This is a genomic window from Nocardioides ganghwensis (assembly GCF_014779655.1).
Classification (GTDB): domain Bacteria; phylum Actinomycetota; class Actinomycetes; order Propionibacteriales; family Nocardioidaceae; genus Nocardioides; species Nocardioides ganghwensis.
Genome location: NZ_JACXYX010000002.1, coordinates 223,886 through 250,337, shown reverse-complemented (window position 1 = coordinate 250,337; position 26,452 = coordinate 223,886). Strand labels below are relative to the sequence as shown.

Sequence of the window (26,452 nt, the reverse complement as noted above, 5' to 3'; positions counted from 1 at the left end):
GTACCCACGCTGCACCGTTCCCGCCTATCCGTTCCCCGATCGTCCGATCGCCCCTTCTCCGCGCCCAGCCCGCTCCCCACCGCCCAGCCCGCCCCCACCGCCCGGCCCGCCCCCTGGCGACTGAGTCGCTCAGAGACTCAGTCGCGAGTGAGCGCGACGACCCTCGACGCGGGGACGGCGACCCGGACGGCCGCGCAGCCTGTGGAGAAGCGCTCCCGACTGTCGGTGCGCGCCGGTGTGATGCAGGGACACACCGACGTAGGGGGAAGGCATGGAGACGGAGTTCGACTGGCAGCAGATGGAGGGCTGGACCCCCGAGGAGGTGGAGTGGTACGCCATGGGGCCGTTCGACGGCGGGATCCCGGGCACCGTACGCCGCGTCCGGCGGGTGCTCGACGTGTCGCAGCGCGGCCTCGCCGCGATCCTGGGCGTGTCCCAGTCCGTCGTGGCTCGCTGGGAGACGGGCCGGACGAGTCCGCGGGCCTCGGTGCTGCAGCACCTGCTGCACCTCGCCGGTCTCGGGAGCCGAATCCACGACGTCGAGACGGGCGAGGAGGTCGAGCCGATGCGCGACGACGGGGCGCGCGACCGCGGCGGGCGCCGCTTCCCGGCGCACGTCGACCTGTACGTCGCCGGCTGGTGGCGTCCACGTGGGGTCGAGTCCACGGCCGACGTCCTGTGGTGGCGTCGTCACTCCCGTCGGAGGCGAGCGCCGAGGGTCGTCTTCCACACCTCGTTGCGGCACCTCTACCGGCTCCTCGACGGAACCCCGGTGGACCACCCCTCGCACGAACAGCTTGTGGCGGAGGCGGTCCACCTCGACGAGCTCAGGGAGCAGCGCCGGCGACGCATCCTCGAGGAGCGACCGTGGTTCCGACCGCCTGCAGGCTGGCTGACGGCCTGAGCGGCGTCAGAGGTTCTGCCGCTCGGCCCCGATCGTGGTGTCCGGGCCGTGCCCGGTGTGCACGACCGTCTCGTCGGGCAGGTCGAGCAGGCGCCGGCGGATCGAGTCCTTGATGAGGTCGGAGTCGCTGTACGAGCGCCCCGTGGCGCCCGGCCCGCCCTCGAAGAGGGTGTCGCCGGTGAAGACGCAGCCGAGGTCGTGGACGTAGAGGCACACGGCGCCCGGTGCGTGGCCGGGCGTGTGGATGACCGTGACCGCGGCACCGCCGATCGTCAGCGTCTGGCCGTCGGTGAGGTCGACGTCCCACAGCTCGGCGCCCTCCCCATCAGGCTGGTCGCCGCCGTGGGTGAGCTCCCACAGGGGGCGGTCGTCGGGGTGGAGCAGGATCGGTGCGCCCGTGCGCCGGCGGAGCTCGGGCGCGACCCGTACGTGGTCGTCGTGGGCGTGGGTGCACACGATCGCCTTCACGGCCCGGCCGGCGACGACCTCGAGGATCGCGTCGGCGTCGTGCGGGGCATCGATGACCAGGCACTGCTCGTCGTCGCCGATCACCCACACGTTGTTGTCGACCTCGTGCGTCTCGCCGTCCAGCGAGAAGGTCCCGGAGACCACGGCGTGGTCCACACGCACACCCCCGGCCATCAGAGCACCACCACCGAGCGGAGCACCGTCTCGGAGTCAGGGCCACCGTGCATCTTGTCGAACGCGGCCTCGACGTCGCCGATGCCGATCTCCTCGGTCACGAAGGCGTCGAGGTCGAGCCGGCCCTGCTGGTAGAGGTCGACGAGCATCGGGAAGTCACGTGAGGGCAGGCAGTCGCCGTACCAGGACGACTTGAGCGACCCGCCGCGCCCGAAGACGTCGATGAGCGGGAGGTCGGGGACCTTCATGTCCGGGGTCGGGACACCGACCAGCACGACCGTGCCGGCCAGGTCACGGGCGTAGAACGCCTGCTTCCACGTCTCCGGGCGACCGACCGCGTCGATGACCACGTCAGCGCCGCCCTCGTGGCCGGTGCCGTCGGGCGGCGGGGTCAGCTCGCGGATCGCGGTGACCGCGTCCACCTCGCTGGAGTTCACGGTGTGGGTGGCGCCCAGCTTCTTCGCGGTCTCGAGCTTCCGGTCGTCGATGTCGACGGCGATGATCTTCGAGGCGCCGGCCAGCGCGGCGCCGGCGACCGCCGCCGCCCCGACACCGCCGCAGCCGATCACGGCGACGGTCGAGCCGCGGCCCACGTTGCCGGTGTTGATCGCCGCGCCCAGCCCGGCCATCACGCCGCACCCGAGGAGGCCGACGGCCGCGGCCCGCGCCGAGGGGTCGACCTTCGTGCACTGACCGGCCGCGACGAGGGTCTTCTCGGCGAACGCACCGATGCCCAGCGCGGGCGAGAGCTTGGTGCCGGCCAGCTCGCCCTCCGCGAGCGTCATCTTCTGGGTGGCGTTGTGGGTCGAGAAGCAGTACCACGGCTCGCCCCGGTTGCAGGCACGGCAGTCGCCGCAGACCGCGCGCCAGTTCAGCACCACGAAGTCCCCCGGCTCGACGCCGGTCACGTCCGGGCCCACCGACTCGACCACGCCCGCGGCCTCGTGTCCGAGCAGGAACGGGAAGTCGTCGTTGATGCCGCCCTCCCGGTAGTGCAGGTCGGTGTGGCACACCCCGCAGGCCTGGATCTTGACCACCGCCTCGCCCGGACCCGGGTCGGGGACGTTGATCGTGGTGAGCTGCACCGGCACACCCTTGGCGAGCGCGACGACGGCCTTGACCTGCTGCATGAGCGTTCCTCCTACGACGTGGTGACACGACCCTCCCAAACGGATGCAACCTTCGTCGACCGGGTCGCGTCCTCACCCCGACACGCCACAGCACGGAACACCCGAGATCGAGCAGGAGGTGCAGGGTGACCGCGACACTCGTCGACATGGGAGCGCACGACCGGCGAGCCGACAAGGACGCTGACTTCTCGGCGTACATGTCCGCGCGCCAGGCCGCCCTCTACCGGACGGCGTACCTGCTCGCCGGTGACCACGCGACCGCCGAAGACCTGCTCCAGAACGCCTTCGCCAAGCTCTACCTGTCGTGGGACAAGGTGCGCGACCGGGAGGCCCTCGACGGCTACGTCCGCCGGATCATGGTCAACGAGAACAACTCGCTGTGGCGCCGGGCGTGGAAGCGCAAGGAGCACTCGACCGACACGATGCCGGAGACCGGCACCGTCGACACCTACGACGACGGCATGGGCGGCGCGCTCTGGTCGTTCGTCCAGACGTTGCCTCCCAAGCAGCGGTCGGTGATCGTGCTGCGCTACTACGAGCAGCTCAGCGAGGCCGAGATCGCCGACACCCTCGGCATCTCCGTCGGGACCGTGAAGTCCCAGGCCAGCCGCGCGCTCGCGGGCCTGCGTGCGCGGGCCCCCCAGTCCCTCAACCCACATGGGCTCCACCCCCACGAGTCCGGAGACGATGCGCGATGAACCACACTCCTCTCGAGGACCAGGTCCACGACGCCCTGCACCGCACGGCTGACCCGCTGGAGCGCCACCCGTTCACGGTCGGCGACGTCCGTACGCGCGCCCGCCGCATCCAGCGTCGCCGCGCCGCGGTGGCCGGCGCCGCCGTGGCGGCGATGGTGGCCGTCGCCGTACCGATCGGGCTCAGCACGGTGGGGCCCGCGCAGCGCAGCGAGGTGCCTCCTGCCACCCAGCCGCCGTCCCCCACAGTCACCGGCACCGTCATCATCGACCCCCGCAGCGCGGCGGTCATCGACTCGGTCGGAGTCCCGTTGGTCGACGTCGACAGCCCCAGCCTCATCACTCCCGAGCGCACGATCCAGCTGCCGAAGGCCTACGAGACGGTCACGCCCTACCGGGACGGCTGGATGGCCGTCGCCAACGACGAGGGCAGCTACACCTTGGAGGTCCTCGACGCCGACCTCGAGCTGGTGGACCAGGTCGGGCCCACCGGCGGCGTCGTGGTGAGCCCGGACGGCAGCCGCGTCGCGTGGTCGGAGTACGACGACGTCCAGTGGCGCGTCAAGATCGCCGAGGTCGCCGGCGGCCCGATCTCGACCTACCTCGAGTTCCCGCCGAGCCCGCGGGAGCACCGGGTCGCACCGATCGGGTTCGTGTCGGACGTGGAGGTCGCCGCGACGCAGAACCACGGCGACGGCACCACCTCGACCTTCATCGCCGACGGGGACACCCCCACCGCGTTGCCCGGCCCGATCAGTGCGCGGTCGGCGTCACCGGTCGCCGGCGTGGTCGCCGCCTTCATCAGCTCGGACATCGAGGGCTCGTGCTCCGCCGTCATCGACGGTACGTCGCCCAGCGGCGCCGTAGCGTGGGAGACCTGCGACTACGCACTCGACCACTTCAGCCCCGATGGTCAGCACGTCGTCGGCACGGTCGCGTCCGGTGGAGAGTACGGCTCACCGACGCTGGCGGTCCTCGACGCGACGTCCGGCGAGGTGGTCGTCGACTTCGAGCTGGTGCTGCCCCGCCGCCAGGTCGGCGGCGTCAACGAGACCAACATCCTCTGGGAGGACGACGACCACCTGGTCGCACGGGTCTGGCCGGGTGGCGAGGACAGCGTGATCGTCCGCCTCGGGTTGGACGGCACCGTGCAGCGCCTCGGCATCGAGAGCGCCGGAGAGTCCGGGCTCACGATGGCCGAGGTCCGCTAGTCGAGGTCGGTCTTGAACGACGCGAGGAGGCTCGCGACGACCTCCTCGCCCTCCTCGGGCGTCAGGCTCCACGGGTCGCCCTGGTAGATCGCGATGTTGATCAGCCACGCGCTGTCGAGGAACATCACGCCGTAGTAGTGGGACTCCTCGTTGTCGTCACGGGAGTCGATCACGTGCCACGCGTTGTACTTGCCGCCGACGACCACGTCGTCCTGGCGCTCCATGACCCGGGGGCCGCCGTGGGCGCGGATCCACTCCTTGGCGAAGCCGTCGAGCGACTTCGCGAGAGTCAGGTTGGGCGACAGCGTGAGTGCGCTCTTCTCGTCGTTGTAGCCCTGGACGATGCCGTAGTCGCTGACCCGCTTGTAGGACCTGAGCGCGCGCATCGACGCCCCCGGCACCTTCACCACCTTGCCGTCGGCCGGCTCGACGACAGGGGTGCTGGGCACCGGCACCGGCACCGGGGTGGTGGAGGTCGTCGGCGTGCCCGTGGTCGGCTCCCTCGCTGACTCCCCCGAGGAGGACTGGCAGCCGGCAGTGACGGCCAGGACGCCCACCGCGACGGCCGTCGAGAGCGCACGACGAGGACGATCTGCCCGAGAAGTCATGCATCGAGCCTAGCCGCGGGGGACGATGGTGGCGCACCCAGATCAGCCACCTAAGGTTGGTTTCGGTTCTGTGACCAGGGGGAAAGGACAGACCATGCTGCCGCTCGAAGACCGCGAACTGCTCAACCAGACGATGCTGGGGCTCAACATCGACCCCGAGACCATCTCGTCCCTGCTGGTCTCGTTCGACATGGCCGCCACCGGCCTGGAGAACGACCCGATCGCCGCCGTGCACCAGACGTCGTTCGGCGAGTCCTTCACCGGTGGCTACCGCCTCGCCACCAACGTCCAGATGGCCCACGACGCCGTCGGCGAGGAGCTCAACCGGATGATCGCGGGCCTGCGCGAGATGGGCGCCTCGGTCCAGCAGTTCAGCAACGACGTGCAGCAGACCACCGAGCAGAGCGTGGCCACGGCCGCCCGGATCGAGGTCGCCACCGACTGCGTCGCCGCACCCGACTTCTCCTCCAGCCAGTGCACGCTGCCGACCGACAACCAGGACTGACGCCGTGACCAAGGGACCCAACCGGATCAACCTCGACACCTACCTCGACAGTGCCCTCGGCGGGCACGTGCAGGTGGTCGGCCGCGACTGGAAGCGCAAGGCGCAGGACCTCCAGACCCTGAGCGACGCCCTCAAGCTCGCCGCCGCGCAGGCCGAGCTCCGCATCGGCGAGCAGACCCTCACCGGCCCGGCCCTCCGCGCCGGCATGGAGAAGTCCTCCACGTCGATGTCCGAGAAGGCCGACACGCTCCGCGCCGCTGGCGAGGCCCTCGTCACCGTCGGGCAGCAGATCAACGACACCAAGGACGCCCGCGACGCGATGGCCGACCTCGGGCCCAAGCCTGCTGCCTACCAGGCTCCTGCCGGCACGCCCGGCGTGGAGCCGACCCCCGAGGAGCTCCAGGCCCAGGCCCAGGCCGCCCAGGCCCGCCAGAACGAGCGCAACGCCTGGCAGACGCAGTACGACCGGCAGGAGGCCAGGTCGCTCGCGCTCACCAAGGAGCTCGACGCCGCGTTCCTCGGCGCCATCCCGCCGATGAAGGAGATCCACGGGCAGGACGACCCCACCGAGCCGACCGACGACGTCCCCTCCCGTCCCGGCGGCCCCTACCTGCCCGGCACCCAGGCCCCGCCGACCACGGGCGGCGGTGCCGGCGGCGGCAGCAAGAACGCCCAGGGCTTCCACCTCGACAGCTGGACCCCGTCCGGCACCGAGGTCACCACGACCACCACGACCACCACGAACCCGCCGCAGCCCATCACCACTCCTCCGATCACCCACCCGACCTATCCCACGCAGCCGATCACGGTGCCCACTGTGCCGACCGAGACGACCACGGTGGGGGGCAGCCAGCAGAGCGGCGTGACCTACCAGGGTCCGCAGGTCTCGGCCCCGACCTCGTCGGGCGGGGCCGGTGGCGCGGGCGGTGCGGGCGGCATGAACGCAGCCGCCTTCGGCGCTGCGGGCGCGGCCGGCGGTGCGAGCGGCATGATGGGCGGCGGACGGGCGGCCTCCGCATCGGCCGGCAGCGCACCGACGCGCCCGATCGGCGCGACCGGTCGCAGCGGCAGCGCCGGCGCGCTCTCCCGTACGCCCGCTGCCTCGAGCGGCTCGCCCGCCGCGCGCAGCGGCACGGCCGGCAGCCCGACCTCTCGCGGTTCGGCTGGTTCGGCAGGTTCGGCGGGCGCGCGCGGTGCGGCCGGGTCCGCTGGTTCGGCCGGCGCGCGCGGCGGTGCCGGGTCGGCCGGCGGCCGCGGTGCGGCGACCGGCTCGACCGCCGGTTCCCGTGCGGGCGGGCGTGGTGCGAGCGGCGCGCGCAGCACAGGCGTCGGTGGCGCGTCCGGACGCGGCGGCCGCAGGGGCGACCGCGACGAGGCGCAGCAGCGCGACAGCCTGGTCTACGACCAGGACTGGCTCGGCGACGACGACGTCGCACCCGGGGTCCTCGACTGAGCCACGCCTCATCGGGTGTTCGAGATGCAGGTCCCCGCTCTCGGGCGGGGACCTTCGTCGTCCGGAGGCGGGTCGCGCGCGGAGGTCGCGTCAGTCGTGCGCGGTGGCGGTCTGCGTCCGCGCGGCACCCGGGAGCCAGCGGCACATCACCAGGGCCTCGGACCCGTCGCGGTAGTAGTGCGGACGTACGTCGATGACGCTGAACTGGCGCGCGACGTAGAAGCCGAGCGCAGCCGCGTTGGTCACGCTCACCTCCAGCAGCATCCGCGAGGCGTCGTCGGTGCCGACCAGCAGCTCGTCCAGCAGGGCCGAGGCCACTCCGGAGCGGCGGGCGTCGGGGCGTACGCCGATGCGCAGCAGGTCGACGATGTCACCGGCCGTCATCGTCACCCCGTAGCCGGAGAGGTCGTCGGTCACCACGAAGGTCCGGCCCGGGCCCTCGACCTCCTGCCGGATCAGCTCCTCGCTCCACGCGTCGGGCCCGAACAGCTCCTGCTCGAGCGCGGCGAGGGCCGGGATGTCGGCCGGCGTGGCGGGTCGGATCACGAGACGGGCTTTCTGGGTGCGCCGGCGACCGCGTCGGGGCGTCGCAGGTAGAGGGGCTCGGGGTCCAGCAATTCTACGAGCTCGGAACCGACGCCGGCGGCGAGCCAGCCGGCACCCGGGCGTACGGGGGCGATCGCGTGCGGGAACGCGTCGGGGTAGAGCTCCGGGCCGGCCCCCGCGACAGGAACCTCGGTGGCCACCTCGGCAGGCCTGGTGACGACGGGACCCTCCAGCCGACGGCCGTCGGCGTCGTAGGAGGCGAGGTAGACCTCCTTGCGCCGTGCGTCGGTGGCCACGAGGAAGCTGCCCGGCGTCGCCCGGGTGGCGACCACCTCGAGGGCTACCGCGTCGAGCGAGCACACCCCGTAGACCGGGACGTCGAGCACGAAGCCGAGGGTCCGCGCGGTCACGACACCGACGCGCAGCCCGGTGAACGGGCCGGGGCCGACCCCGACCGCGATGGCGGTGAGGTCCTGGCGCACGATGCCGGCCTCCTCGAGCGACCGGGCGATGAGCGGGGCGAGGTGCTCGCCGTGCTTCATGGGCTGGTCGGAGGAGAGCTCGACGACCACCCGCTCGCCGTCGTGGAGGGCGACGGAGACCAGCTGGGTCGCGGTGTCGAAGGCGAGGAGCACGGCGTCGAGGTTACTGGCCGACGATCCAGCGGAGCGAAACCCGGCGCGGATCGAGCTCGTCGTCGTCCGGGGCGGCGCCCACGGCGCGGTCGATGACGACCTCGAGTCGCGAGTCGGCCAGGCCCTCGGCCAGCCCCGCGCCCCACTCCACGACGGTGACCGCGGAGTCGAGCGAGGTGTCGAGATCGAGGTCGTCGAGCTCCTCGAGCGAGCCGAGGCGGTAGGCGTCGACGTGCACCAGCGCGGGTCCGTCGCCGAGCGAGGGGTGCACCCGGGCGATGACGAAGGTCGGCGAGGCGATCTGGCCGCGGACCTGGAGGCCGGCCCCGAGGCCCTGGGTGAAGGTCGTCTTGCCGGCTCCGAGCTCGCCGGTGAGCACGACCAGGTCGCCGGCCACGAGGCTGGCGCCGATGCGCGCGCCGAGGCCGCGCATCGTCTCGGCGTCAGGGGCGTCGAAGGTGCTGCCGAGCCAGCGGGCGAGCTCGACGTAGGGGCTGCGCCGGCCGGTGACGACGAAGTCCTGGGCCTCCCAGAAGGCGACGGTGTCGGGGAGCTCCTCGCGCGCGACGACCCGCACGGACGACCGGCCGGTCGCGGCCTCGACGGCCGCCTCCACGAGGGCGGACGCCACGCCCCTGCCCTGGGCGGCCGGGGTGACGCCGAAGCGCCGCAGCACCAGGCCGTCGGGGTCGGGGTCGAGCACCACGCAGCCGACCGGGACGTCGTCGAGCGTGGCGAGCAGGCCGCCCCGCCGCGCGAGCAGCCGCCGGATCGAGTCGAGGTCCTCGCCCAGGGCGTCCGCGGGCGGGTCGAGGACGGGACGCGCCCCGAACGCCTCCTGCACCACGGCCAGGACCTCGGCGGCAGCCTCCGGGCCGACGCGGCGTACGACCACGCTCATCGGGCCTCCTGCGCCTGGGCGAGCGAGATCAGGTCGTCGAGCTCGGCCGTCACCTGCTTGTGGCGCTCGAGCAGCACCATGTGGCCCGCGCCCTCGCACTCGAGGAGGCTGGAGCCGGGGATCCGGCTGTGCAGCTTGCGGCTGTGGCCGACCGAGGTGATCTTGTCCTCGGTGCCGCAGATGATCGCCGTGGGCACCCGACCCAGCGGCTCGAGGTGCTCGAAGTGGTCGAGCGTCGCGAACGCCGGGTAGAAGTCGGCGACCACCGCGAACGGCGTCGCGTTGAGCATCGAGTAGACGAACTCGACGTGCGAGGCGGGCACGTCGTCGCCGAAGGCGTAGAGGTCGGTGACCACGTCGGCCACGGCGTGTCCCCAGGAGCGGGCGAGGTCGACGACGCGGTGGCCGCGGTCGAGGGTGCGCACGACGCGCCCGACGAACCGGCCGCCGAGGCCCAGCGGCACCATCGGGAACAGGATGCGCCCGGGGTCGAGGCCGCCGGCGGTGGTGGAGATCAGGGCGGCGCCGACGACCTTGTCGCCGAAGAAGTCGGGGTGCTGCTCGGCGAGGGAGATCACGCTCATACCGCCCATCGAGTGGCCGACGACCACGCACCGGCCGGGCACGGTGTGCTCGATGACGCGGCGCAGGTCGTGGCCGAGCTGTTCGACGGTGCAGTGCTCCTCGTCGGAGCGCGCGGACCGGCCGTGGCTGCGCTGGTCGTAGAAGACGGTGCGCACCTGGCCGCGGTAGGCGGCGCGCTGGAAGTGCCAGCAGTCGAGGTTGAGCGAGTAGCCGTGGACGAAGACGACGGTGAGGTCGTCGTCGGTGGCGGGACGGCCGCCGTGGTCGGCCGGCTCGTCGATCTCGACGTGCAGGTCGACGGCGTCGTCGGTGACCACCACGCGCGGCGCGCTGTGCAGCTCGCCGAAGGCCACCTCCTCCCCGGCGGCGCGGTTGCCGATGATGCGGTTCTGGCGGGCGATGCCGACCGCGCCGGCGGCCGCAGCCAGGCCGGCTGCGCCCACGACGGTGCCGAAGATGCGGCCCTTGATGCTCAACGCGAGGTCCCTTCGCTCGCCCCGTCAGGGGCGTCGGTGTCGATGTGGCGCCGGACGAACCGGCCGCCGATGCGGGTCACGATCTCGTAGCTGATGGTGCCCACCGCGTCGGCCCAGTCCTGGGCGGTCGGCTCGCCGAGGTCGCCGGGGCCGAAGAGGACCACCTCGGTGCCGGGCGGCGGCAGCTCGCCGTGCAGGTCGACCACGACCTGGTCCATGCAGACGCGACCGCGGATCGGGCGCAGCGAGTCCTCGACCCACACCGAGGCCACGTTGCCCGCGGCGCGCGGGACCCCGTCGCCGTAGCCGGCGGGCACGAGCCCGACGGTGGTGTCCTCCGCGGCGTGCCAGGTGTGCCCGTAGGAGACGCCGTCACCGGCCGCGATCGCCTTGCTCATCACGAGGCGGGCGCGCGCGGTCATCGCCGGACGCAGGCCGATGCGCGGGCTGGTGCCGGGCGCCGGGTCGAGGCCGTACGTCGCGATGCCGCAGCGCACGAGGTCGAAGTGCGACGACGGACGCAGGAGCGTCGCCGCCGAGTTGGCCAGGTGGGTCACCTCGGGGTCGAGGCCTGCCGACGCGGCCAGCGAGAGGGCGTCGCGGAAGGCGGCCTCCTGGGCGTCGTTGGCGGGGTGGGCCGGCTCGTCGCTGGCGGCGAAGTGCGACCAGATGCCGGTCACGGTGATCCGGCCCTCGCTCTCGAGGTCGCTCGCCACTGCGAACAGGTCGTGCCACTCCGTCCGCGCGGCCCCGCCGCGCGAGAGGCCGGTGTCGACCTTGAGCTGCACCCGGGCGCCACCGACGGCGGCGATCTCCTCGAGCTCTGCCTCGGAGTAGGCGGTGAGCTCGATCCCCGCGGCGACGGCGGACGCGAAGTCGTCGCCCGGCGCGCTGAGCCAGCAGAGCACGTGCCCGCGGTCACCGGCGGCCCGCAGGGCGAGCGCCTCCTCGATCGTCGCGACGCCGAGCCAGTCGGCACCGCCCTCCCGGGCGGCGTCCGCGACCTCGACCATGCCGTGGCCGTAGCCGTCCGCCTTGACGACAGCCATCAGGGCGACGGGGCCGTCCACAGAGACGAGGTCCTTGAGGATCCGTACGTTGCGCCGCACGGCGGCGAGGTCCACCACTATCTCGGCGCGCGGCGGCACGGCATCGCTCATGCGCTCGATCATCCCAAACCGGTGAGGATCTCCCGCACCAGCCGCGGGATCTGGACCGCGACCCGGCTCGCGGTGAGCGGGCCGCCCCCGGCCGCGCGGGTCGCCGCGGCCCCGTGCAGCCACGAGCCCACGGACGCCGCGTCGTACGGCTCGAGGCCCGCGGCGAGCAGGGCCCCGACCAGGCCGGAGAGCACGTCGCCGGCCCCGGCCGTGGCCAGCCACGGCACGCCCGTGGTGGTGACGCGGACCCGTCCGTCCGGTGTGGCGACGAGCGTGTGGTGGCCCTTGAGCAGGACCACGCAGTCCCAGCGGCGGGCGGCGGCACGCGCGTGCTCCAGGGGCGCGGCCTCCACCTCCTCGCGGTCGACGCCGAGCATCGCGGCCAGCTCCCCCGCGTGCGGCGTGAGCACGCCACCGCGGACGGGGCCGTCGACGTGGCGCAGCGCGTCGGCGTCCACGACCACGGGCACACCGTCGGCGCGGGCCTCGGCGAGCATCCGGTCGGCGTCGTCACCGCCACCGGGCCCGACGACCCACGCCTGGACGCGCCCCTCCCCCACGACCTCGGGGTGCGCGGAGCGCACGGTGTCGGCGATGTCCGCGGGGCCGACGTAGCGGACCATGCCGACCAGGCCGGTGTTGGCGCCGGCCACCGCGAGCAGCGCGGCTCCGGGGTAGGTGCCCGATCCGGCGCGCACGCCGACGACGCCGCGGGTGTACTTGTGGTCGGCGTCGCCGGGTCGCGGCAGCAGCGCGCGCACGTCGGCGGGCTGCAGTGCCTCGACTGCCGGCTCGCCGAGGTCGAGGCCGAGGTCGACGAGGTGGAGCGCCCCGCTCGCCGCGGCGGCCGGGTCCACGAGGTGGGCCACCTTGTGGGTGCCGAAGGTGACGGTGAGGTCGGCGCGCACGTGCGGCCCGTCGAGCCCCCCGGTGTCGACGTCGACGCCCGACGGCACGTCGACCGCGACGACCGGGACCCCGGCGTACGCCTCCAGGGCCGCGACCGCGTCGGGGCGCAGGCCCGGACGGCCGCCGATGCCGACGATCCCGTCGACGACGACGTCGGCGGCGGGATCGAGGTCGGCGAGGGCGCGGGTGGCGGTCCCGCCGGCGGCCCGGAGCGCGGCCAGACCGGCCTCGTGGACGTGGTCGGCGAGGAGCAGCGCCTCGACCCGGGCCCCGCGGGCGGCGAGCCGGGCCCCGGCCCACAGCGCGTCACCCCCGTTGTCGCCCGGGCCGACGAGCAGCAGCACGTGGCGGCCGTAGCCGCCACCGAGCAGGTCGAGGACCGCGGCCGCGAGCCCGGCGGCGGCCTGCTGCATGAGGGCGCCCTCGGGCAGCCGCGCCATGACGGCGGCCTCCGCCCGGCGTACGTCCTCCACGGTGTGTGCGCGCAGCACGTCAGACTCCCCTCAGCTCTCCAGGACGACGACCGCCGAGGCGATGCCGGCGTCGTGGGACAGCGAGACGTGCACGTGCGCGACGCCCAGCTGGTCTGCCCGGGCCGCCACGGTCCCGCGGATCTCGAAGCGGGGCCGACCGGTCTCCTCCGAGACGATCTCGGCGTCGTGCCACGCCATGCCGACCGGGGCGCCCAGCGCCTTGGCCATCGCCTCCTTGGCTGCGAACCGGGCCGCCAGCGACGCGGGCGGGCGCGACGACTCCGCCGCGGTGAAGAGCCGTCCGCGCAGGGCGGGCGTGCGCTCGAGGGACTGCATGAAGCGGTCGATGTCGACCACGTCGATGCCGACGCCGATGACGGGCACGGTCGCTCGCCGTCCTACTCGACCGTGACGGACTTGGCGAGGTTGCGCGGCTGGTCGACGTCGTGGCCGAGCTGGGTGGCCAGCTCGCAGGCGAACAGCTGGAGCGGCACCACCGCGACGAGCGGCTGCAGCAGCACCGGCACCTGGGGCAGGGTGATCAGAACGTCGGCGTAGGGCTCGATGGTGGTGTCGCCCTCCTCGGCGAGGCAGAGCGTACGGGCGCCGCGGGCCCGGACCTCCTGGATGCCGCTGATCATCTTGTCGTGCAGCTGGTCGCGTCCGCGGGGCGGCACCACGCACAGGATCGGCAGCCCCTCCTCGACCAGCGCGATCGGCCCGTGCTTGAGCTCGCCGGCGGCGAAGCCCTCGGCGTGGAGGTAGGCGATCTCCTTGAGCTTGAGCGCGCCCTCGAGGGCGACGGGATAGCCGGCGTGGCGGCCGAGGAAGAGCACCGACCGGCTGCCGACGTGGTCGCGGGCGAGGGAGTAGACCTCCTCGGCCTTGTCGAGCACGGACTGCACGTGGGCCGGCATCCGCTCGAGCTGGTCCATCACCTGGGAGATCTCGTCGCCGAAGCGGGTGCCCTTGACCTGGGCGAGGTAGAGCGCGAGGAGGTAGCAGGCGACCAGCTGGGTGAGGAAGCCCTTGGTCGACGCGACGCCGATCTCCGGGCCGGCGTGGGTGTAGATCACGCCGTCGGACTCGCGCGGGATGGTCGAGCCGTTGGTGTTGCAGATCGACAGGACCTTGGACCGCTGCTCGCGCGCGTGGCGGATCGCCTGGAGGGTGTCGGCGGTCTCGCCGGACTGGCTGATCGCCACGACGAGGGTGTCGCTGGTGAGGATGGGGTCGCGGTAGCGGAACTCGCTGGCGAGCTCGACCTCGACCGGGATCCGGCACCAGTGCTCGATGGCGTACTTGGCGACCATCCCGGCGTAGAACGACGTGCCGGCCGCGATGATGATGATCTTGTCGACGTCGCGCAGGTCCTGGTCGGACAGGCGCATCTCGTCGAGCTGGAGCAGCCCGTCGGTGCCGCGGCGGCCGAGCAGCGAGTCGGCGACGGCGCGCGGCTGCTCGAAGATCTCCTTGCGCATGAACCAGTCGTGGCCGTCCTTCTCGGCGGCCGACAGGTCCCAGTCGACGTGGTAGCGGCGGCCCTCGGCCGGGGTTCCGTCGAAGCCGGAGACCGCGACGCCCTCGCGGGTGATCGTGACGACCTGGTCCTGGTCGAGCTCCATCGCCTCGCGGGTGTGCTCGATGAAGGCCGCGACGTCGGAGCCGAGGAAGTTCTCTCCCTCGCCGATCCCGACGACGAGGGGGCTGTTGCGGCGCGCCGCGACCACGCGGTCGGGGTCCTGGGAGTCGACGGCGACCAGGGTGAAGGCACCCTCGAGGCCGCGGCAGACGTTCTGCATCGCGACGGTGAGGTCGACACCGGTCTCGAGCTGCTCCTCGAGCAGGTGCGCCGCGACCTCGGTGTCGGTGTCGGAGGCCATCTCGACCCCGGCCGACTCGAGGCGCCCGCGGAGCGCGGCGAAGTTCTCGATGATGCCGTTGTGCACCAGCGCGACCCGGCGCGCGCGCCCCACGTGCGGGTGCGCGTTGCGGTCGGTCGGCGGACCGTGGGTGGCCCAGCGGGTGTGGCCGATCCCGGTGGTGACCGGCGGCAGGGGCGACTCGGCGATGGCCTTCTCGAGGTTGGCGAGCTTGCCCGCACGCTTGTCGGAGACGATCGACCCGGCGTCGACGAGGGCGATCCCGGCGGAGTCGTACCCCCGGTACTCCAGCCGCCTGAGGCCCTCGATCACCACTCCCTCGGCCGGCTTGGCACCTACGTACCCGACGATTCCACACATGGGCCGAGAGTCTATCGGCAGGCCGCTGCGCGGCTGCGGGGCCTCACGGTGCCACAATCGCACCCATGTCCGAGGTCGCGTCGCCCTCCCCCGGCGGCACCAACGGCGGCACCAACGGCACCAACGGCAACGAGGCCTCGCCCTACGTCGAGCTGGAGCGGGCGGCGTGGGCCGAGCTCGCCGGCACCGCCGAGACGGTCCTCACCCCCGAGGAGGTCGCCCGTCTCCGCGGCCTCGGCGACCAGCTCGACCTGCGCGAGATCGAGCAGGTCTACCTGCCGCTGTCGCGCCTGCTGAGCCTCTACGTGGCGGCCAACTCGCGCCTCCACCGCGAGCAGGAGGAGTTCCTGCACCGCGTGACACCGCCGCGTACACCTTTCGTGATCGGACTCGCCGGCTCGGTGGCGGTCGGCAAGTCGACCACGGCCCGCGTGCTCCAGCAGATGCTGGCCCACTGGCCCGAGCACCCCAACGTCGCGCTCGTGACCACCGACGGCTTCCTGCTGCCCAACGCCGAGCTCGAGCGACGCGGGATCCTGCACCGCAAGGGCTTCCCGGAGTCGTACGACCGCAAGGCCCTGCTGAAGTTCGTCATCGACATCAAGTCGGGCAAGGACGAGGTCGAGGCACCGATCTACAGCCACCTCGTCTACGACGTGCTCCCCGACGAGAAGGTCGTCGTCAAGCGACCCGACATCGTGATCATCGAGGGCCTCAACGTCCTCCAGCCGGCGCGGATGCGCGACGACGGCCGCACCGGGCTCGCGGTCAGCGACTTCTTCGACTTCTCCGTCTACGTCGACGCCGCGCTCACCGACATCAAGCGGTGGTACGTCGACCGGTTCCTGCGGCTGCGGGAGACCGCGTTCCGCGACCCGGCGTCCTACTTCCGCAAGTACGCCGCGCTCTCCCACGACGAGGCGGTCGACCAGGCCACCCGGATCTGGGACTCGATCAACGAGCCCAACCTCGTCCAGAACGTCGCCCCCACCCGGTCGCGCGCCAACCTCGTGCTGCGCAAGGACACCGACCACTCCGTGCGCTACGTGCGGCTGCGCAAGCTCTGAGGCGTCGGCCGTACGCCGCCCGGCCGCCGTACGCCCCCGCCTGTCGTCATGGCAGCTGGTTGCCCGGGCGACCGCGCGCCATGACGTACGCCTGGGTCGTCATGGCGGCTGGCTGACCGGGCGACCGGGCTCCATGACGTACGCGCCGGACGTCATGCGGCCGCGCACCAGCCGCCGTCGCGCAGGCCCCGCTCGACCTGGTCGAAGAACTCGTCGGCCGCTACGCGGAGGCCGAGGAGCGGCAACCGGAGGACGGTCGCCCTGCCCAGCGCGACCTCGTTCTGCCGGAGCGCGTCCGGCACGACCGAGGTCGCCCACGAGTGGTGGATCCCGTCGATCTCGACGACCAGGCCGAAGTCGTCCCAGCACACGTCGAGGTAGTAGCGCCCGTCCTTGCCGCGGCGCACGACCTGGCGGTCCGGCTCGGGGAACCCGCGCCGCCGGCACTCCCGCGCGAAGTCGAGCTCCCCCACGGACCGGACGCCACCGAGCATGTCGTCGACCACCGCGTGCATGAGCTCGCGGCGGCGATCGCGTCGTACGGCCAGCAGTGCGCGGCCGACGTGCTCGGGCGTGGTCATGCCCTGCTGCACCGGCATCATGAGCAGCAGGGACGCCTGTTTGTCGCTCCTCGCCCACATCGCCGCGCGAACGGCAGCCACGGGAACCCTGGTCCGCGGGACCCCGGTCGCGACCAGGTCGTCGGCAGACCATCGTCGGGTCCGCCGGATGTCGAGCCCCACGCCCCGCAGTGGCTTCACCCCGCGAGGAACGGACACGCGGAGGACGGACGTCTCGTAGTTCTTCAGCCCCGAGGCGACGAGCGAGGACTCACCGTCGAGCATCCCCCGGTCGCCGCCCTCGAACACGGCCGCCCACTGCCGGCCGAGCACCGAGACCTCGCCCGTGTGGACGCACACCGACCGGGACCACACCCGCTGCCATCGCCGAGCCCTGACCTGCGCCCGCAGCTCACCGCGCGTCAGCCCGGTGGCGTACGCCTGGGCTCGTGAGACCACGCCGCCCTGGCGCGCGGCGATGCCGTCGAGCTCGCCGAGGATGCGGCGCCGCTGCCTGGGGTCATGTCGCTTACGTTCCATGGAGGCAGCATCGGCGCCACCGTCGACCACCGGCGCGGACGCGGGCGCGCACCTGTGGACAGGCGTCCGGAACGGTGTCCTGTGGACGCCTGGCGGCCCTCGGACGACGTCAGTGGCAGCGGTCGCTCCGTCGACCAGCGCCCATGACGCAGTCGTACGACGTCATGGCGGGCGGTCGGCGGGGCAACCACCCGCCATGACGTCACACCCGCGGGAGGCGTACGGCGGCGTACGGAGGGAAACGGTCAGACGGTGGCGGCGGTGAAGCGCCGGCGCCGGTGCTGCGGCTGCTCGATCTCGTCGACCAGGGCGACGGCGTAGTCCTCGGCGCTGATGAAGTCACCGGCCGGGGTGTCGAGCGAGGTGGTGTACGAGCCGGTGCGCTCGCCGGGAGCGATGACGGGCGCCGGGCTGACGAAGGTCCAGTCGAGCGACTCGGGGGCAGCACGGAACAGGTCGAGGGCGGCGGCACCGGACGTGGCCTCGGCCTTGTACGCCTCGGGGAAGCCGTCGGTGTCGAGCAGGCGGGTGCCGTCGGGGGTGAGCAGCGAGCCGGCTCCGCCGACGAAGAGGACGCGGGCGTCGGCGGCGTTCTCGATGAGGGTGGAGACCGAGGCGAGCCAGGGCTCGTGCGGCTCGCCGGTGCGGCTCGGGCCGGTGGCGGACACGACGACGTCGTGGGTCGCCGCCGCATCGCGCACGGCGGCCGCGTCGGCCATGTCGGCACCGGTCGAGCGGCTGAGCGCGGTGACCTCGTGGCCGCGGCCGGCGGCCTCGGCGGCGATGCGGGAGCCGACCATGCCGGTGCCGCCGAACAGGGCGATCTTCATGTGGAGTCCTTCGGGTCGTGGGAGGTTGACGCGACAGTAACCATTGGTAACCAAGCACTTCAACGTGCTATAAGTACCCTGTGGTAACCAAGAGCACCCCCGACCGCGGCGACGCCTTCGACCCCGACTGCCCGACCCGCGTCGTGCTCGACCGCATCGGTGACAAGTGGACGGTGCTCGTCATCGGCGCCCTCCAGGACGGCCCCCTGCGCTTCAGCGTGCTCCGGGTGCGCGTCGGCGGCGTGGCTGCCAAGGTGCTGACCCAGACGCTGCGGGCGATGGAGCGCGACGGCCTGCTCACCCGTACGGTCCACGCGCAGGTGCCGCCGCGCGTCGACTACGAGCTCACCGACCTCGGCGCCTCCCTCACCGGCCCGATCCAGACCCTCACCGACTGGGCCGAGACCCACCTGTCGCAGATCCTCGGCGCGCGCGAGACCTACGACGCGGCGCTCGACCCGCCGCTCGACGCCCGCTGATCACAGCTTCTTCTGCAGCTCCAGCAGGGTCTCGATCGTGCGGTATCCGAGCGCGTCGTTGACGGCGTTCATCCACGTGTTGACCTCGGCGTTGGAGGTGTCGACCGACACCAGGTCGGGATAGGTGGCCACCGCCAGGTCGTGGGTCGCGACCTTGAGCGCCAGCCCGAGCCGACGGCCGCGGTGGGCGGGGTCCACGATCGTGATGCCGACCTGCCCGTGGACCGGGTCGCTGTCGTCGACGCGTACGTCCGACACGCCCGCGACCGATCCGTCCGGTGCGATCGCCATCGCGGTCTGCACGTGCCGGCCCGTGTCGACCTGGCGCTGCTCGGCCGCCCGGATCCTCTCGGCACTCCACTCCGAGGCCTCCAGGTCGAGGTCGCCCAGCGGCACCTCCGACATCAGCATCCCCAGCAGCCGGCCGAACGACGCGAGGTGCTCCTCGGGGCAGACCGTGTCGAAGGTGATGATCCGGTAGCCCTCGGGGACCGGTGCCCGGGCGGCCAGGGCGTCGCGCCGCTCGACGAAGTCGGTGAGCGTGAGCTCCTTGATCGACTCACGGCTCGCCACGTCGTAGCCCATGGCACGCGCGAAGTGCTCCGCGGCCCCCGAGCCGCCGGGCGGCAGGTAGGCCTCGCTCTGCACCGTCGGGCGCCCGTCGCCGACGGCCACGACCTCGAGCTCCTCGACGAGCCGGCGGCCGATGCCCTCGCGGGTGCGGTCCGGCCGGACGAAGGCGAAGGCCATCGCGGTGTGCAGGTTCTCCTTCAGCGTGCGGGTGAGCAACCCGGCGCCCACCATCTCGCGACCGTCGATCGCGCCGACGAGCGTGACGCCGCGCTCGGGGTTGTCCGCCGGCAGCGCGACCCGGCTCTGCTCCCACAGCGGCCACGGCTTTCCGGGGCGGTCGGCGGTGGCAGCCCGGCCGACCTCCCACCAGGCCCGCAGGGCGGCCTCGTTGCGGGGGTTGATCTGCTCGATGTCGACCACGCGGCGACCGTAGCCGCGCGGCCGCGGCCCGTCATGCGGATATCCGGGTGCGCGCAGCCGTACGCCCCGACAAGGTGGTGCCATGACGACCGAGTCCCCCCTGCGATCGCGGCTGCGGTCCGCGCTTCTCGACGCCCGACGGGCCCGGGACGCCGAGACGGTGTCGACGATCCGGACGGCCCTCGCCGCGCTCGAGAACGCCGAGGCCGTGCCGGCGCACGGTCGGGCGAGCGGGGCACTGGAGGACGCGCCGGTCGGCGCGGGAGCCACCGAGGCGAAGCGACGCGTCCTCAGCGACGCCGACGAGCGTGCCGTGCTCGACGCAGAGATCGCCTCGCTGCACGAGGCCGGCAGCGCGTACGCCGGCTCGGTCCCCGAGCGTGCAGGAGCGGTACGGCGGGCGGCAGACGTGCTGACGGCCCTGCGGGACGCGTAGCCCTGCGACCCGGCGGGCGCCTGGGCTAGAGCGCCAGCTGGCGGCGTACGACGTCGGCGAGGCGGGTGGCCACGCCCTGCGCCTCGTCCTGGGTGGGGGCCTCGACCATGACGCGGACGATCGGCTCCGTGCCCGACGGCCGCAGCAGGATGCGGCCGCGCTCGCCGAGCACCGCCTCCTCCTCGGCGACGGCCGCGGCCAGCACGGCGTCCTCGTCGGCGCGCGACTTGTCGACGCCGGCCACGTTGACCAGCACCTGCGGGAGCCGGGTCATCACGGACGCGAGCTCGGCCAGCGACTTGCCGGTCGTCGCCATCCGCTCCATGACGTGGAGCGTGGTGAGGATGCCGTCACCGGTGGTCGCGTGGTCGCTGAGGATCACGTGCCCGGACTGCTCGCCGCCGAGGTTGTAGCCCGAGACCTTCATCGCCTCGAGGACGTAGCGGTCGCCCACCTTGGTCTGGCGTACGCCGACTCCGCCGGCGCGCATCGCCTGGACGAAGCCGAGGTTGCTCATCACCGTGGCGACCACGGTGTCCTTGGCGAGCCGCCCCTGCTCGAGCAGCGACAGCGACAGGATCGCGAGGATCTGGTCGCCGTCGACCACGTTGCCCGCGGCGTCGACGGCCAGGCAGCGGTCGGCGTCACCGTCGAGCGCGAAGCCGGCGTGGGCGCCGTGCTCGACGACCGCCGCGCGCAGCGACTCGAGGTGCGTCGAGCCGCAGCTGTCGTTGATGTTGAGGCCGTCGGGGTCGGCGTGGATCGCGATGACGGTCGCACCGGCGTCCTCGAGCGCGCGCGGGCCGGCGGCGTGGGCGGCGCCCTCCGCGCAGTCGAGGACGACCTTGAGCCCCACGAGCGGGTGCGTGATGGTGCTCTCGAGGTGGGAGGCGTACTCCTCGACAGCCGTCTCGTAGGCGTCGACGCGGCCGACGTTGCCGCCGGTGGGCCGGTCCCACGGCTCGCCCATCCGGCGCTCGATCGCGATCTCGATCGCGTCGTCGAGCTTGTGCCCGCCGCGGGCCAGGAACTTGATGCCGTTGTCGGGCATCGGGTTGTGCGAGGCCGACAGCATCACGCCGAGGTCGGCGCCGAGCCGCTCGGTCATGTAGGCCACGCCGGGGGTCGGCAGCACACCCAGGAGCAGCACGTCGACGCCCGCCGACGCGAGGCCGGCGACGACGGCGGCCTCGAGGAACTGGCCGGAGATGCGGGTGTCGCGGCCCACCACGGCGAGGGGGCGGTGCCCCTCGAACTCGCCGCGGTCGGCCAGGACGTGTGCCGCACAGACGGAGAGGTCCAGGGCCAGCTCCGCCGTGAGATCGGCGTTCGCCAGGCCCCGGACCCCGTCCGTGCCGAAGAGTCGGGTCATGGCCCGGGAGCCTACGGGAGCCCCCGGGCCCTGACCCCTTCCCCCACCCTTCCCCCAGTGCAGCTCCCCCAGTGCTACTTGAGCTTGAAGTCCGCCGAGATCGCGGACCCGTCGGCCGTCGTCATCGTCACGCGGTAGCAGGAGCCCTTCCCGCCCGCTGGCGTCGCCCAGTTCTGCACCCACTGCCCGCCCGCCGCGTCGTAGCGGAGGCTGGTGCTGCCGGTGGTGACGAACTCCTCGACCGCGTTCAGGACGTCCGAGCCGTCGCACCCCACCTTCTTCGCGCTGAACGAGGCACCGATGTCGGACGTCATGGCCGTGCCGCCCTTGAGGACGTTGAACTTCAGCGGCACCGTCGAGCCGGCCTTGACCGTGTTGACGACCGCCGTGCCCATGGTCACCGGCTTGTAGAAGCCGTCCAGCCTCCAGGCGGCGACGGCATAGGTGCGCGTCTCCGTGGCCACGTTGCCTGCCTGGTCGGTCACGGTTGCCACCTGCGTGCGCTCCGCGCTGACCGCGGTCCCGCCGGCCGTGACGCTGCAGTCACCCGCGAGGCCGGACGTGGCGTCGCTCGCCGCGCAGGTCGACGGGGCCGGCACGTCCCCGAAGTCGTACGTCGCACCGTGCGCCGGTCCGCCCGTCAGGGTCAGCACGGGCGCAGTGGCGTCCCGCTTGACCGTGGTGCCCTTGCTCGTCGTGTTGCCGGCTGCATCGGTCGCCGAGCAGGTGTACGTCGTCCCGGCGGTGTCCTCGGTCACGGCGACCTCCTCGCAGCCGGAGGTCGTGGCGACGCCGGAGGTCGGGTCGTCGACGCTCCACGTCACGGTGACGTCACCGGTGAACCACTCGGTGCCCTTGGTCGGACCGGTGACCGTCGGGGTGATGACGGGGGCGGTCGCGTCGAGGTCCACTGCCGCCTCGGCAGACGCGGTGTTGCCTGCCTCGTCGATCGCCGAGCACGGGAAGGTCTCGCGTCCGTCGGTGGCGACCGTCCGGTCCACGCATCCCTGCGTGCTCGCGAGGCCCGACAGCGCGTCGGACACGGTCCAGTCGAGGACCACCGGCCCCGTGTACCAGCCGTTCGTCCCCTTGGCTCCGGTGCGGGTGAACGTGACGTCCGGGGCGGTCGCGTCGCGCTTGACGTCCACGACCGCGCTCGCGCTGTTGCCGGCACCGTCGGTCGCGGTGCACGTGTACGTCTCGCCGCTGCTGTCCTCGTCCAGCGTCACGTCGTCGCACCCGGCGGTGGAGGCCAGCTGCGAGGTGGCGTCGGAGACCTCGAAGGAGACGTCCACGTCGCTGGTGTACCAGCCGTTGGCCCCGAGCGTGCCACTGACCTTCTTGACGATCACCGGTGCGGCCGCGTCGCGCTTGACGGTCACCGAGGCGGTCGCGGCGTTGCCGGCCAGGTCCTTCACGGTGCAGCTGAAGCTCTGCCCCTCGGTGTCCTCGGCGAGGGTGGAGGGAGCGCAGACGGTGGCCGGGTCGACGCCTGAGGTCACGTCGCCGGCCTCCCACGTCACGTCGACGTCACCGGTGTACCAGCCGTCCTCGCCCAGCACGCCGCTGACGACGGGCTCGAGGGTGGGCGGCGTCGCGTCGCGCTTCACCGTGACGCTCACCGGTCCCGCGCTGCCGCCCGAGCTCGTGGCCGAGCACGACGACGTCAGGGAACCGTCGCTGGTGAGGGCAGCGTCCTGGCACCCATCCAGCGTGACCGCGGACTCGGCGTCGGTGACCGTCCAGTCGACCGCGACGTCGGTGCGGTACCAGCCGTTGGCACCGTCCGGCGTCGCGGGCGTGAGCTCCTTGCTGATGACGGGCGCGGTGGTGTCGACCGGCGTGCAGTCCACGACCGTCCAGCTGAAGGTCACGTCGGCCGTGCGGGTGGTGGTGGCAGCCGTCGCGCCGCGGCCGCTGGCGGCGTACGTGACGCTCGCCGTCCGGGTACCGAGCGCGGCTCCGGAGGGAACCGTCAGCGAGACAGAGGCGTCCCCGGCGTCGACCAAGGCGTCGTTGCCGGCGGTCGTCCAGTTGGACAGGGTCGTCGCGGCGGTCGTGCCGAGCGCGAGCGGCGCCGGCTGCGTGGTGGGAGCGACAGTGACGAGCGCCGAGTTGCCCCATGCCTGGCTGTTGGCACCGCCGTTGCGGTTCAGCGTGAAGCCGACCGAGCCGTTCTTCGTCGTGCCGCGACAGACGTTGCCGAGCGCGGCGACCCCGCCCTCGAGGCTGTCCGCCTCGACGTTGTCGGCGTGCACCGCCGGGGAGAGCCCAGCGACCAGCGCCGAAGCGAGCGCGAGGCCGACGGCCCCGCGACGTACTGACACTGACATGTGCGTTCTCCGATGCATCCAGGTGCACCCCCACGGCGCACCCTGAGGACGCTAGGAACACCCACCGATCACGGCGGCGGCTTCGGACGACCTCGGTCGTCACTACGACGTTTCTTGACGTACGTACCCCCCTGGGGGTGGACGTGCGACGAGGCCCGCACCGTCGTCGACGGTGCGGGCCTCGTGGGCGGTGCTGGGATCAGCGCTTGCTGAACTGCGAGGCCTTGCGGGCCTTCTTGAGACCGGCCTTCTTGCGCTCGACGACGCGGGCGTCGCGGGTGAGCAGACCGGCCTTCTTGAGCGCCGGGCGGTTGGCCTCGACGTCGACGGCGTTGAGCGCGCGGGCCACGCCGAGGCGCAGGGCGCCGGCCTGGCCGGCGATGCCGCCGCCGTGGATGCGGGCGATCACGTCGAAGCGGCCCTCGAGCTGCAGCTCGACGAACGGCTCGTTGGCGATCTGCTGGTGCAGCTTGTTGGGGAAGTAGCTGTCCATCGAGCGACCGTTGATGGTCCACTCGCCGGTGCCCGGGACGATGCGGACGCGGGCGACGGCCTCCTTGCGGCGACCGGTGGCGCCGGCCGGCGCGATGGTGGCCGGGCGGGCGGGAGCGTCGGCGGAGGCGTCGCTCTCGGAGGTGTAGGTGACGCCGTCGGCGCCGGTCTCGAAGGTCTCCTCGACCTCGGTGCTGTTCTCAGTCATGTGTGAGTCCTCAGTCGTCACTGGGAGATCTGCGAGATCTCGAACGGAGTGGCCTTCTGGGCCGCGTGCGGGTGGTCGGGGCCGGCGTAGACCTTGAGCTTCTTCAGCATCTGGCGACCGAGCTTGTTCTTCGGGAGCATGCCCCACACGGCCTTCTCGATGGCCTTGCGGGCGTCCTTCTCGAGGAGCTCACCGAACGGGGTGGCCGACAGGCCGCCCGGGTAGCCGGAGTGGCGGTAGGCCATCTTGGTGGTCTTCTTGGTCCCCGACAGCGACACCTTGGACGCGTTGACGATGATCACGAAGTCGCCCACGTCCATGTGAGGAGCGAAGGTCGGCTTGTGCTTGCCGCGGAGGAGGTTGGCGGTCTGGACGGCGAGGCGTCCGAGGACCACGTCGGTGGCGTCGATGACGAGCCACTCGCGCTGGATGTCAGCGGGCTTGGGGCTGTACGTGCGCACGGCGGTATCCCGTTCTGGTTCGTTGGGTCCGTCTCCCGGCCGGGAGACGGAGGTGGAGCTGCGACGTCTGACGAACACGGCCCGGATCGCTCCCCACCCAGTGGGGATGACGTCCGGATCTGCACCCGCTCTGGCCCTCCGTGGGGAGGGAGCGGACGCGGCAGGAGTCGCGACCAGCAAGAGTACGGCTCGTCACGCGAGAGGGTCAAAACGCCGACGGTGCGCGATCGGGCGACAATGTGCCCGTGCGCAACGGCGGCGTGTCCTTCTGGTGGCAGCAGGTCGGGCTGCCCTCCCCCGCCGACCGGCTCGACGGGGACGCGACCTGTGACGTCGCCATCGTCGGCGGCGGCCTGACCGGGCTGTGGACGGCCTGGTACCTCCACGAGGCCGACCCGACCCTGGACGTCCGCGTCGTCGAGGCGGAGTTCGCCGGCTTCGGGGCGTCGGGGCGCAACGGCGGCTGGTTGTCGAGCGAGCTCGCCGGCAGCGCGCGGACGTACGAGCGGGTCGCCGGCGCCGACGGCGTGGAGCGCCTCCGGGCCGCCCTGCGCGGCACGGTCGACGAGGTCGTCGGCGTCGCCGCGCGCGAGGGCATCCACGCCGACGTCGTGCGCAGCGGGGTGCTGACGGTCGCCCGCTCCGAGGCCCAGCGGCAGCGGCTCGACGGCGAGCTCACCGCGGCGCAGGTGGCCGAGCGGATCCGTGTCGCGGGTGCGGTGTCGGGCCACTTCGACCCGGACTGCGCGCGGGTGCACCCGGCGAAGCTGGTCTCGGGCGTGGCTCGCGCCGTGCGCGAGCGCGGGGTCCGGATCCACGAGGGCACCCGCGCCGTACGCCTCGAGCCGGGCGCCGTCGTCACCGAGCGCGGCACGGTCCGGGCGCCCGTCGTGCTGCGCTGCCTCGAGGGGTTCACCGCCGGGCTCGCGGGACACCGCCGCGACTGGCTGCCGATGAACTCGGCCATCGTGGTGACCGAGCCCCTCACGCCCGGCCAGTGGCACGAGATCGGGTGGAGCGGCCAGGAGCTGCTCGGCGACGAGGCACACGCCTACTGCTACGCCCAGCGCACCGCCGACGGTCGCATCGCGCTCGGCGGTCGCGGGGTGCCGTACCGGTTCGGCTCGCGCACCGACGTCGACGGACGCACGCAGGACTGGACGGTCGAGTCGCTGCGCTCGACGCTGACGTCCCTCTTCCCGTCACTGCGCGGGATCGGCCTCGACCACGCGTGGTGCGGGGTGCTCGGCGTGCCGCGCGACTGGAGCGCGAGCGTGGCGTACGACCCCCGAACGGGGCTCGGGCACGCCGGGGGCTACGTGGGGTCCGGACTCACCGCCACGAACCTCGCCGGCCGGACGCTGCGCGACCTGGTGCTGGGCGCCGACACCGAGCTGACCCGGCTCCCCTGGACCGGCCACCGCGTCCGGAGGTGGGAGCCCGAACCATTGCGCTGGGCGGGCGTGCACGCGCTCTACCGGCTCTACCGCGCGGCGGACCGACGTGAGGACGCCGGGCTCCTGCGCACCAGCCGCATCGCTTCCCTCGCGGATCGGGTCGCCGGCCGCTGATTCCGTGGTGGCGACCTCGGGCGTGGACACCTGA

The 26,452-nt window shown here is 72.8% G+C and carries 27 protein-coding genes; 9 read left to right on the top strand and 18 right to left on the bottom strand.

The window, feature by feature from the left end; translation table 11 throughout:
• Positions 1-271 precede the first annotated feature (271 nt).
• The gene (locus IEZ24_RS03450) at positions 272-904 is read left to right on the top strand and encodes a helix-turn-helix domain-containing protein (RefSeq protein ID WP_129455530.1); all 633 of its coding nucleotides are present in this window, start codon (positions 272-274) and stop codon (positions 902-904) included.
• A 6-nt stretch (positions 905-910) separates the two neighbouring features.
• Here the strand turns inward: IEZ24_RS03450 and IEZ24_RS03445 are convergent, their stop codons facing one another.
• Positions 911-1,528 (bottom strand): MBL fold metallo-hydrolase, encoded by a 618-nt coding sequence (locus tag IEZ24_RS03445; RefSeq protein ID WP_439116363.1) that lies wholly within the window; start codon positions 1,526-1,528, stop codon positions 911-913.
• A gap of 17 nt (positions 1,529-1,545) precedes the next feature.
• On the bottom strand, positions 1,546-2,676 hold the full coding sequence (locus IEZ24_RS03440; protein ID WP_129455528.1) for an S-(hydroxymethyl)mycothiol dehydrogenase: 1,131 nt from the start codon (positions 2,674-2,676) through the stop codon (positions 1,546-1,548).
• 125 nt (positions 2,677-2,801) lie between these two features.
• Between IEZ24_RS03440 and IEZ24_RS03435 the strand changes: the two genes are divergently transcribed.
• On the top strand, positions 2,802-3,374 hold the full coding sequence (locus IEZ24_RS03435; RefSeq protein WP_242498511.1) for a SigE family RNA polymerase sigma factor: 573 nt from the start codon (positions 2,802-2,804) through the stop codon (positions 3,372-3,374).
• Entirely contained in the window at positions 3,371-4,582 is a 1,212-nt protein-coding gene (locus IEZ24_RS03430; protein WP_129455527.1) for a hypothetical protein, read from the top strand. Before IEZ24_RS03435 ends, IEZ24_RS03430 begins: the two co-directional genes overlap by 4 nt.
• Here IEZ24_RS03430 and IEZ24_RS03425 read toward each other — a convergent pair.
• The gene (locus IEZ24_RS03425; RefSeq protein WP_129455526.1) at positions 4,579-5,190 is read right to left on the bottom strand and encodes a hypothetical protein; all 612 of its coding nucleotides are present in this window, start codon (positions 5,188-5,190) and stop codon (positions 4,579-4,581) included. The genes IEZ24_RS03430 and IEZ24_RS03425 overlap by 4 nt on opposite strands.
• Positions 5,191-5,284: 94 nt before the next feature.
• Here IEZ24_RS03425 and IEZ24_RS03420 point away from each other — a divergent pair, with 94 nt between their 5' ends.
• Both IEZ24_RS03420 and IEZ24_RS03415 read left to right on the top strand, forming a co-directional pair.
• Positions 5,285-5,695: a hypothetical protein gene (locus IEZ24_RS03420; RefSeq protein WP_129455525.1), complete on the top strand. Its 411-nt coding sequence runs from the start codon at positions 5,285-5,287 to the stop codon at positions 5,693-5,695.
• Positions 5,696-5,699: 4 nt separating this feature from the next.
• Entirely contained in the window at positions 5,700-7,148 is a 1,449-nt protein-coding gene (locus IEZ24_RS03415; protein ID WP_191192811.1) for a hypothetical protein, read from the top strand.
• 90 nt (positions 7,149-7,238) lie between these two features.
• On the opposite strand, the gene IEZ24_RS03410 is transcribed toward IEZ24_RS03415, so the two are convergent.
• From IEZ24_RS03410 to glmS, 8 genes are read right to left on the bottom strand one after another with little or no spacing between them, the layout of a single operon-like run.
• A complete protein-coding gene (locus tag IEZ24_RS03410) occupies positions 7,239-7,694 on the bottom strand; it encodes a GNAT family N-acetyltransferase (RefSeq protein WP_165355959.1) in 456 nt (151 codons plus the stop codon).
• Positions 7,691-8,329 (bottom strand): tRNA (adenosine(37)-N6)-threonylcarbamoyltransferase complex dimerization subunit type 1 TsaB, encoded by a 639-nt coding sequence (gene tsaB / locus IEZ24_RS03405; RefSeq protein ID WP_129453442.1) that lies wholly within the window; start codon positions 8,327-8,329, stop codon positions 7,691-7,693. Before tsaB ends, IEZ24_RS03410 begins: the two co-directional genes overlap by 4 nt.
• A gap of 10 nt (positions 8,330-8,339) precedes the next feature.
• The gene (gene tsaE / locus IEZ24_RS03400) at positions 8,340-9,230 is read right to left on the bottom strand and encodes a tRNA (adenosine(37)-N6)-threonylcarbamoyltransferase complex ATPase subunit type 1 TsaE (RefSeq protein ID WP_129453441.1); all 891 of its coding nucleotides are present in this window, start codon (positions 9,228-9,230) and stop codon (positions 8,340-8,342) included.
• The gene (locus IEZ24_RS03395) at positions 9,227-10,291 is read right to left on the bottom strand and encodes an alpha/beta fold hydrolase (RefSeq protein ID WP_129453440.1); all 1,065 of its coding nucleotides are present in this window, start codon (positions 10,289-10,291) and stop codon (positions 9,227-9,229) included. Before IEZ24_RS03395 ends, tsaE begins: the two co-directional genes overlap by 4 nt.
• The gene (gene alr / locus IEZ24_RS03390; protein ID WP_129453439.1) at positions 10,288-11,451 is read right to left on the bottom strand and encodes an alanine racemase; all 1,164 of its coding nucleotides are present in this window, start codon (positions 11,449-11,451) and stop codon (positions 10,288-10,290) included. Before alr ends, IEZ24_RS03395 begins: the two co-directional genes overlap by 4 nt.
• An 8-nt stretch (positions 11,452-11,459) precedes the next feature.
• Positions 11,460-12,851, bottom strand: a complete 1,392-nt coding sequence (locus IEZ24_RS03385; RefSeq protein ID WP_129453438.1) for an NAD(P)H-hydrate dehydratase — start codon at positions 12,849-12,851, stop codon at positions 11,460-11,462.
• A gap of 12 nt (positions 12,852-12,863) precedes the next feature.
• On the bottom strand, positions 12,864-13,217 hold the full coding sequence (locus IEZ24_RS03380) for a holo-ACP synthase (protein ID WP_129453437.1): 354 nt from the start codon (positions 13,215-13,217) through the stop codon (positions 12,864-12,866).
• Between the two features lie 14 nt (positions 13,218-13,231).
• Positions 13,232-15,076 (bottom strand): glutamine--fructose-6-phosphate transaminase (isomerizing), encoded by a 1,845-nt coding sequence (gene glmS, locus IEZ24_RS03375; RefSeq protein ID WP_129453436.1) that lies wholly within the window; start codon positions 15,074-15,076, stop codon positions 13,232-13,234.
• Positions 15,077-15,141: 65 nt separating this feature from the next.
• Between glmS and coaA the strand changes: the two genes are divergently transcribed.
• Positions 15,142-16,143 (top strand): type I pantothenate kinase, encoded by a 1,002-nt coding sequence (gene coaA, locus IEZ24_RS03370; RefSeq protein ID WP_129453435.1) that lies wholly within the window; start codon positions 15,142-15,144, stop codon positions 16,141-16,143.
• Positions 16,144-16,295: 152 nt separating this feature from the next.
• On the opposite strand, the gene IEZ24_RS03365 is transcribed toward coaA, so the two are convergent.
• Positions 16,296-17,243, bottom strand: coding sequence for a hypothetical protein (locus IEZ24_RS03365; protein WP_129453434.1), 948 nt, complete (start codon positions 17,241-17,243; stop codon positions 16,296-16,298).
• Between the two features lie 245 nt (positions 17,244-17,488).
• Positions 17,489-18,073, bottom strand: coding sequence for an NAD(P)-dependent oxidoreductase (locus tag IEZ24_RS03360; protein WP_129453433.1), 585 nt, complete (start codon positions 18,071-18,073; stop codon positions 17,489-17,491).
• Positions 18,074-18,153: 80 nt separating this feature from the next.
• Here IEZ24_RS03360 and IEZ24_RS03355 point away from each other — a divergent pair, with 80 nt between their 5' ends.
• Complete coding sequence (locus IEZ24_RS03355; RefSeq protein WP_129453432.1) at positions 18,154-18,552, top strand: winged helix-turn-helix transcriptional regulator; 399 nt, start codon at positions 18,154-18,156, stop codon at positions 18,550-18,552.
• Here IEZ24_RS03355 and IEZ24_RS03350 read toward each other — a convergent pair whose 3' ends face one another.
• Positions 18,553-19,545, bottom strand: a complete 993-nt coding sequence (locus IEZ24_RS03350) for a GNAT family N-acetyltransferase (protein WP_129453431.1) — start codon at positions 19,543-19,545, stop codon at positions 18,553-18,555.
• Between the two features lie 82 nt (positions 19,546-19,627).
• On the opposite strand from IEZ24_RS03350, the gene IEZ24_RS03345 reads away from it, so the two are divergent.
• Positions 19,628-19,981, top strand: coding sequence for a GatB/YqeY domain-containing protein (locus IEZ24_RS03345; protein ID WP_129453430.1), 354 nt, complete (start codon positions 19,628-19,630; stop codon positions 19,979-19,981).
• Positions 19,982-20,006: 25 nt separating this feature from the next.
• Here the strand turns inward: IEZ24_RS03345 and glmM are convergent, their stop codons facing one another.
• From glmM to rplM, 4 genes are all read right to left on the bottom strand, one after another.
• Positions 20,007-21,353: a phosphoglucosamine mutase gene (glmM, locus tag IEZ24_RS03340; protein WP_129453429.1), complete on the bottom strand. Its 1,347-nt coding sequence runs from the start codon at positions 21,351-21,353 to the stop codon at positions 20,007-20,009.
• A gap of 74 nt (positions 21,354-21,427) precedes the next feature.
• A complete protein-coding gene (locus IEZ24_RS03335; protein ID WP_129453428.1) occupies positions 21,428-23,686 on the bottom strand; it encodes a PxKF domain-containing protein in 2,259 nt (752 codons plus the stop codon).
• A gap of 199 nt (positions 23,687-23,885) precedes the next feature.
• Positions 23,886-24,386, bottom strand: a complete 501-nt coding sequence (rpsI, locus tag IEZ24_RS03330) for a 30S ribosomal protein S9 (RefSeq protein ID WP_129453427.1) — start codon at positions 24,384-24,386, stop codon at positions 23,886-23,888.
• 17 nt (positions 24,387-24,403) lie between these two features.
• Positions 24,404-24,847 carry a 50S ribosomal protein L13 gene (gene rplM, locus IEZ24_RS03325; RefSeq protein ID WP_129453426.1) on the bottom strand — a complete coding sequence of 148 codons (444 nt, stop codon included), beginning with the start codon at positions 24,845-24,847 and terminating at the stop codon, positions 24,404-24,406.
• A gap of 245 nt (positions 24,848-25,092) precedes the next feature.
• Here rplM and IEZ24_RS03320 point away from each other — a divergent pair, with 245 nt between their 5' ends.
• On the top strand, positions 25,093-26,418 hold the full coding sequence (locus IEZ24_RS03320) for an NAD(P)/FAD-dependent oxidoreductase (RefSeq protein ID WP_242498372.1): 1,326 nt from the start codon (positions 25,093-25,095) through the stop codon (positions 26,416-26,418).
• Positions 26,419-26,452 lie beyond the last annotated feature (34 nt).

Bases quoted from the DNA above. Each gene is read 5' to 3' on its own strand.
- IEZ24_RS03450 (WP_129455530.1), top strand. From the start codon at position 272: ATGGAGACGGAGTTCGACTGGCAGCAGATGGAGGGCTGGACCCCCGAG.
- IEZ24_RS03440 (WP_129455528.1), bottom strand. From the start codon at position 2,676: ATGCAGCAGGTCAAGGCCGTCGTCGCGCTCGCCAAGGGTGTGCCGGTG.
- IEZ24_RS03430 (WP_129455527.1), top strand. From the start codon at position 3,371: ATGAACCACACTCCTCTCGAGGACCAGGTCCACGACGCCCTGCACCGC.
- IEZ24_RS03425 (WP_129455526.1), bottom strand. From the start codon at position 5,190: ATGACTTCTCGGGCAGATCGTCCTCGTCGTGCGCTCTCGACGGCCGTC.
- IEZ24_RS03420 (WP_129455525.1), top strand. From the start codon at position 5,285: ATGCTGCCGCTCGAAGACCGCGAACTGCTCAACCAGACGATGCTGGGG.
- tsaE (WP_129453441.1), bottom strand. From the start codon at position 9,230: ATGAGCGTGGTCGTACGCCGCGTCGGCCCGGAGGCTGCCGCCGAGGTC.
- alr (WP_129453439.1), bottom strand. From the start codon at position 11,451: ATGAGCGATGCCGTGCCGCCGCGCGCCGAGATAGTGGTGGACCTCGCC.
- glmS (WP_129453436.1), bottom strand. From the start codon at position 15,076: ATGTGTGGAATCGTCGGGTACGTAGGTGCCAAGCCGGCCGAGGGAGTG.
- coaA (WP_129453435.1), top strand. From the start codon at position 15,142: ATGTCCGAGGTCGCGTCGCCCTCCCCCGGCGGCACCAACGGCGGCACC.
- IEZ24_RS03365 (WP_129453434.1), bottom strand. From the start codon at position 17,243: ATGGAACGTAAGCGACATGACCCCAGGCAGCGGCGCCGCATCCTCGGC.
- IEZ24_RS03360 (WP_129453433.1), bottom strand. From the start codon at position 18,073: ATGAAGATCGCCCTGTTCGGCGGCACCGGCATGGTCGGCTCCCGCATC.
- IEZ24_RS03345 (WP_129453430.1), top strand. From the start codon at position 19,628: ATGACGACCGAGTCCCCCCTGCGATCGCGGCTGCGGTCCGCGCTTCTC.
- glmM (WP_129453429.1), bottom strand. From the start codon at position 21,353: ATGACCCGACTCTTCGGCACGGACGGGGTCCGGGGCCTGGCGAACGCC.
- IEZ24_RS03335 (WP_129453428.1), bottom strand. From the start codon at position 23,686: ATGTCAGTGTCAGTACGTCGCGGGGCCGTCGGCCTCGCGCTCGCTTCG.
- rpsI (WP_129453427.1), bottom strand. From the start codon at position 24,386: ATGACTGAGAACAGCACCGAGGTCGAGGAGACCTTCGAGACCGGCGCC.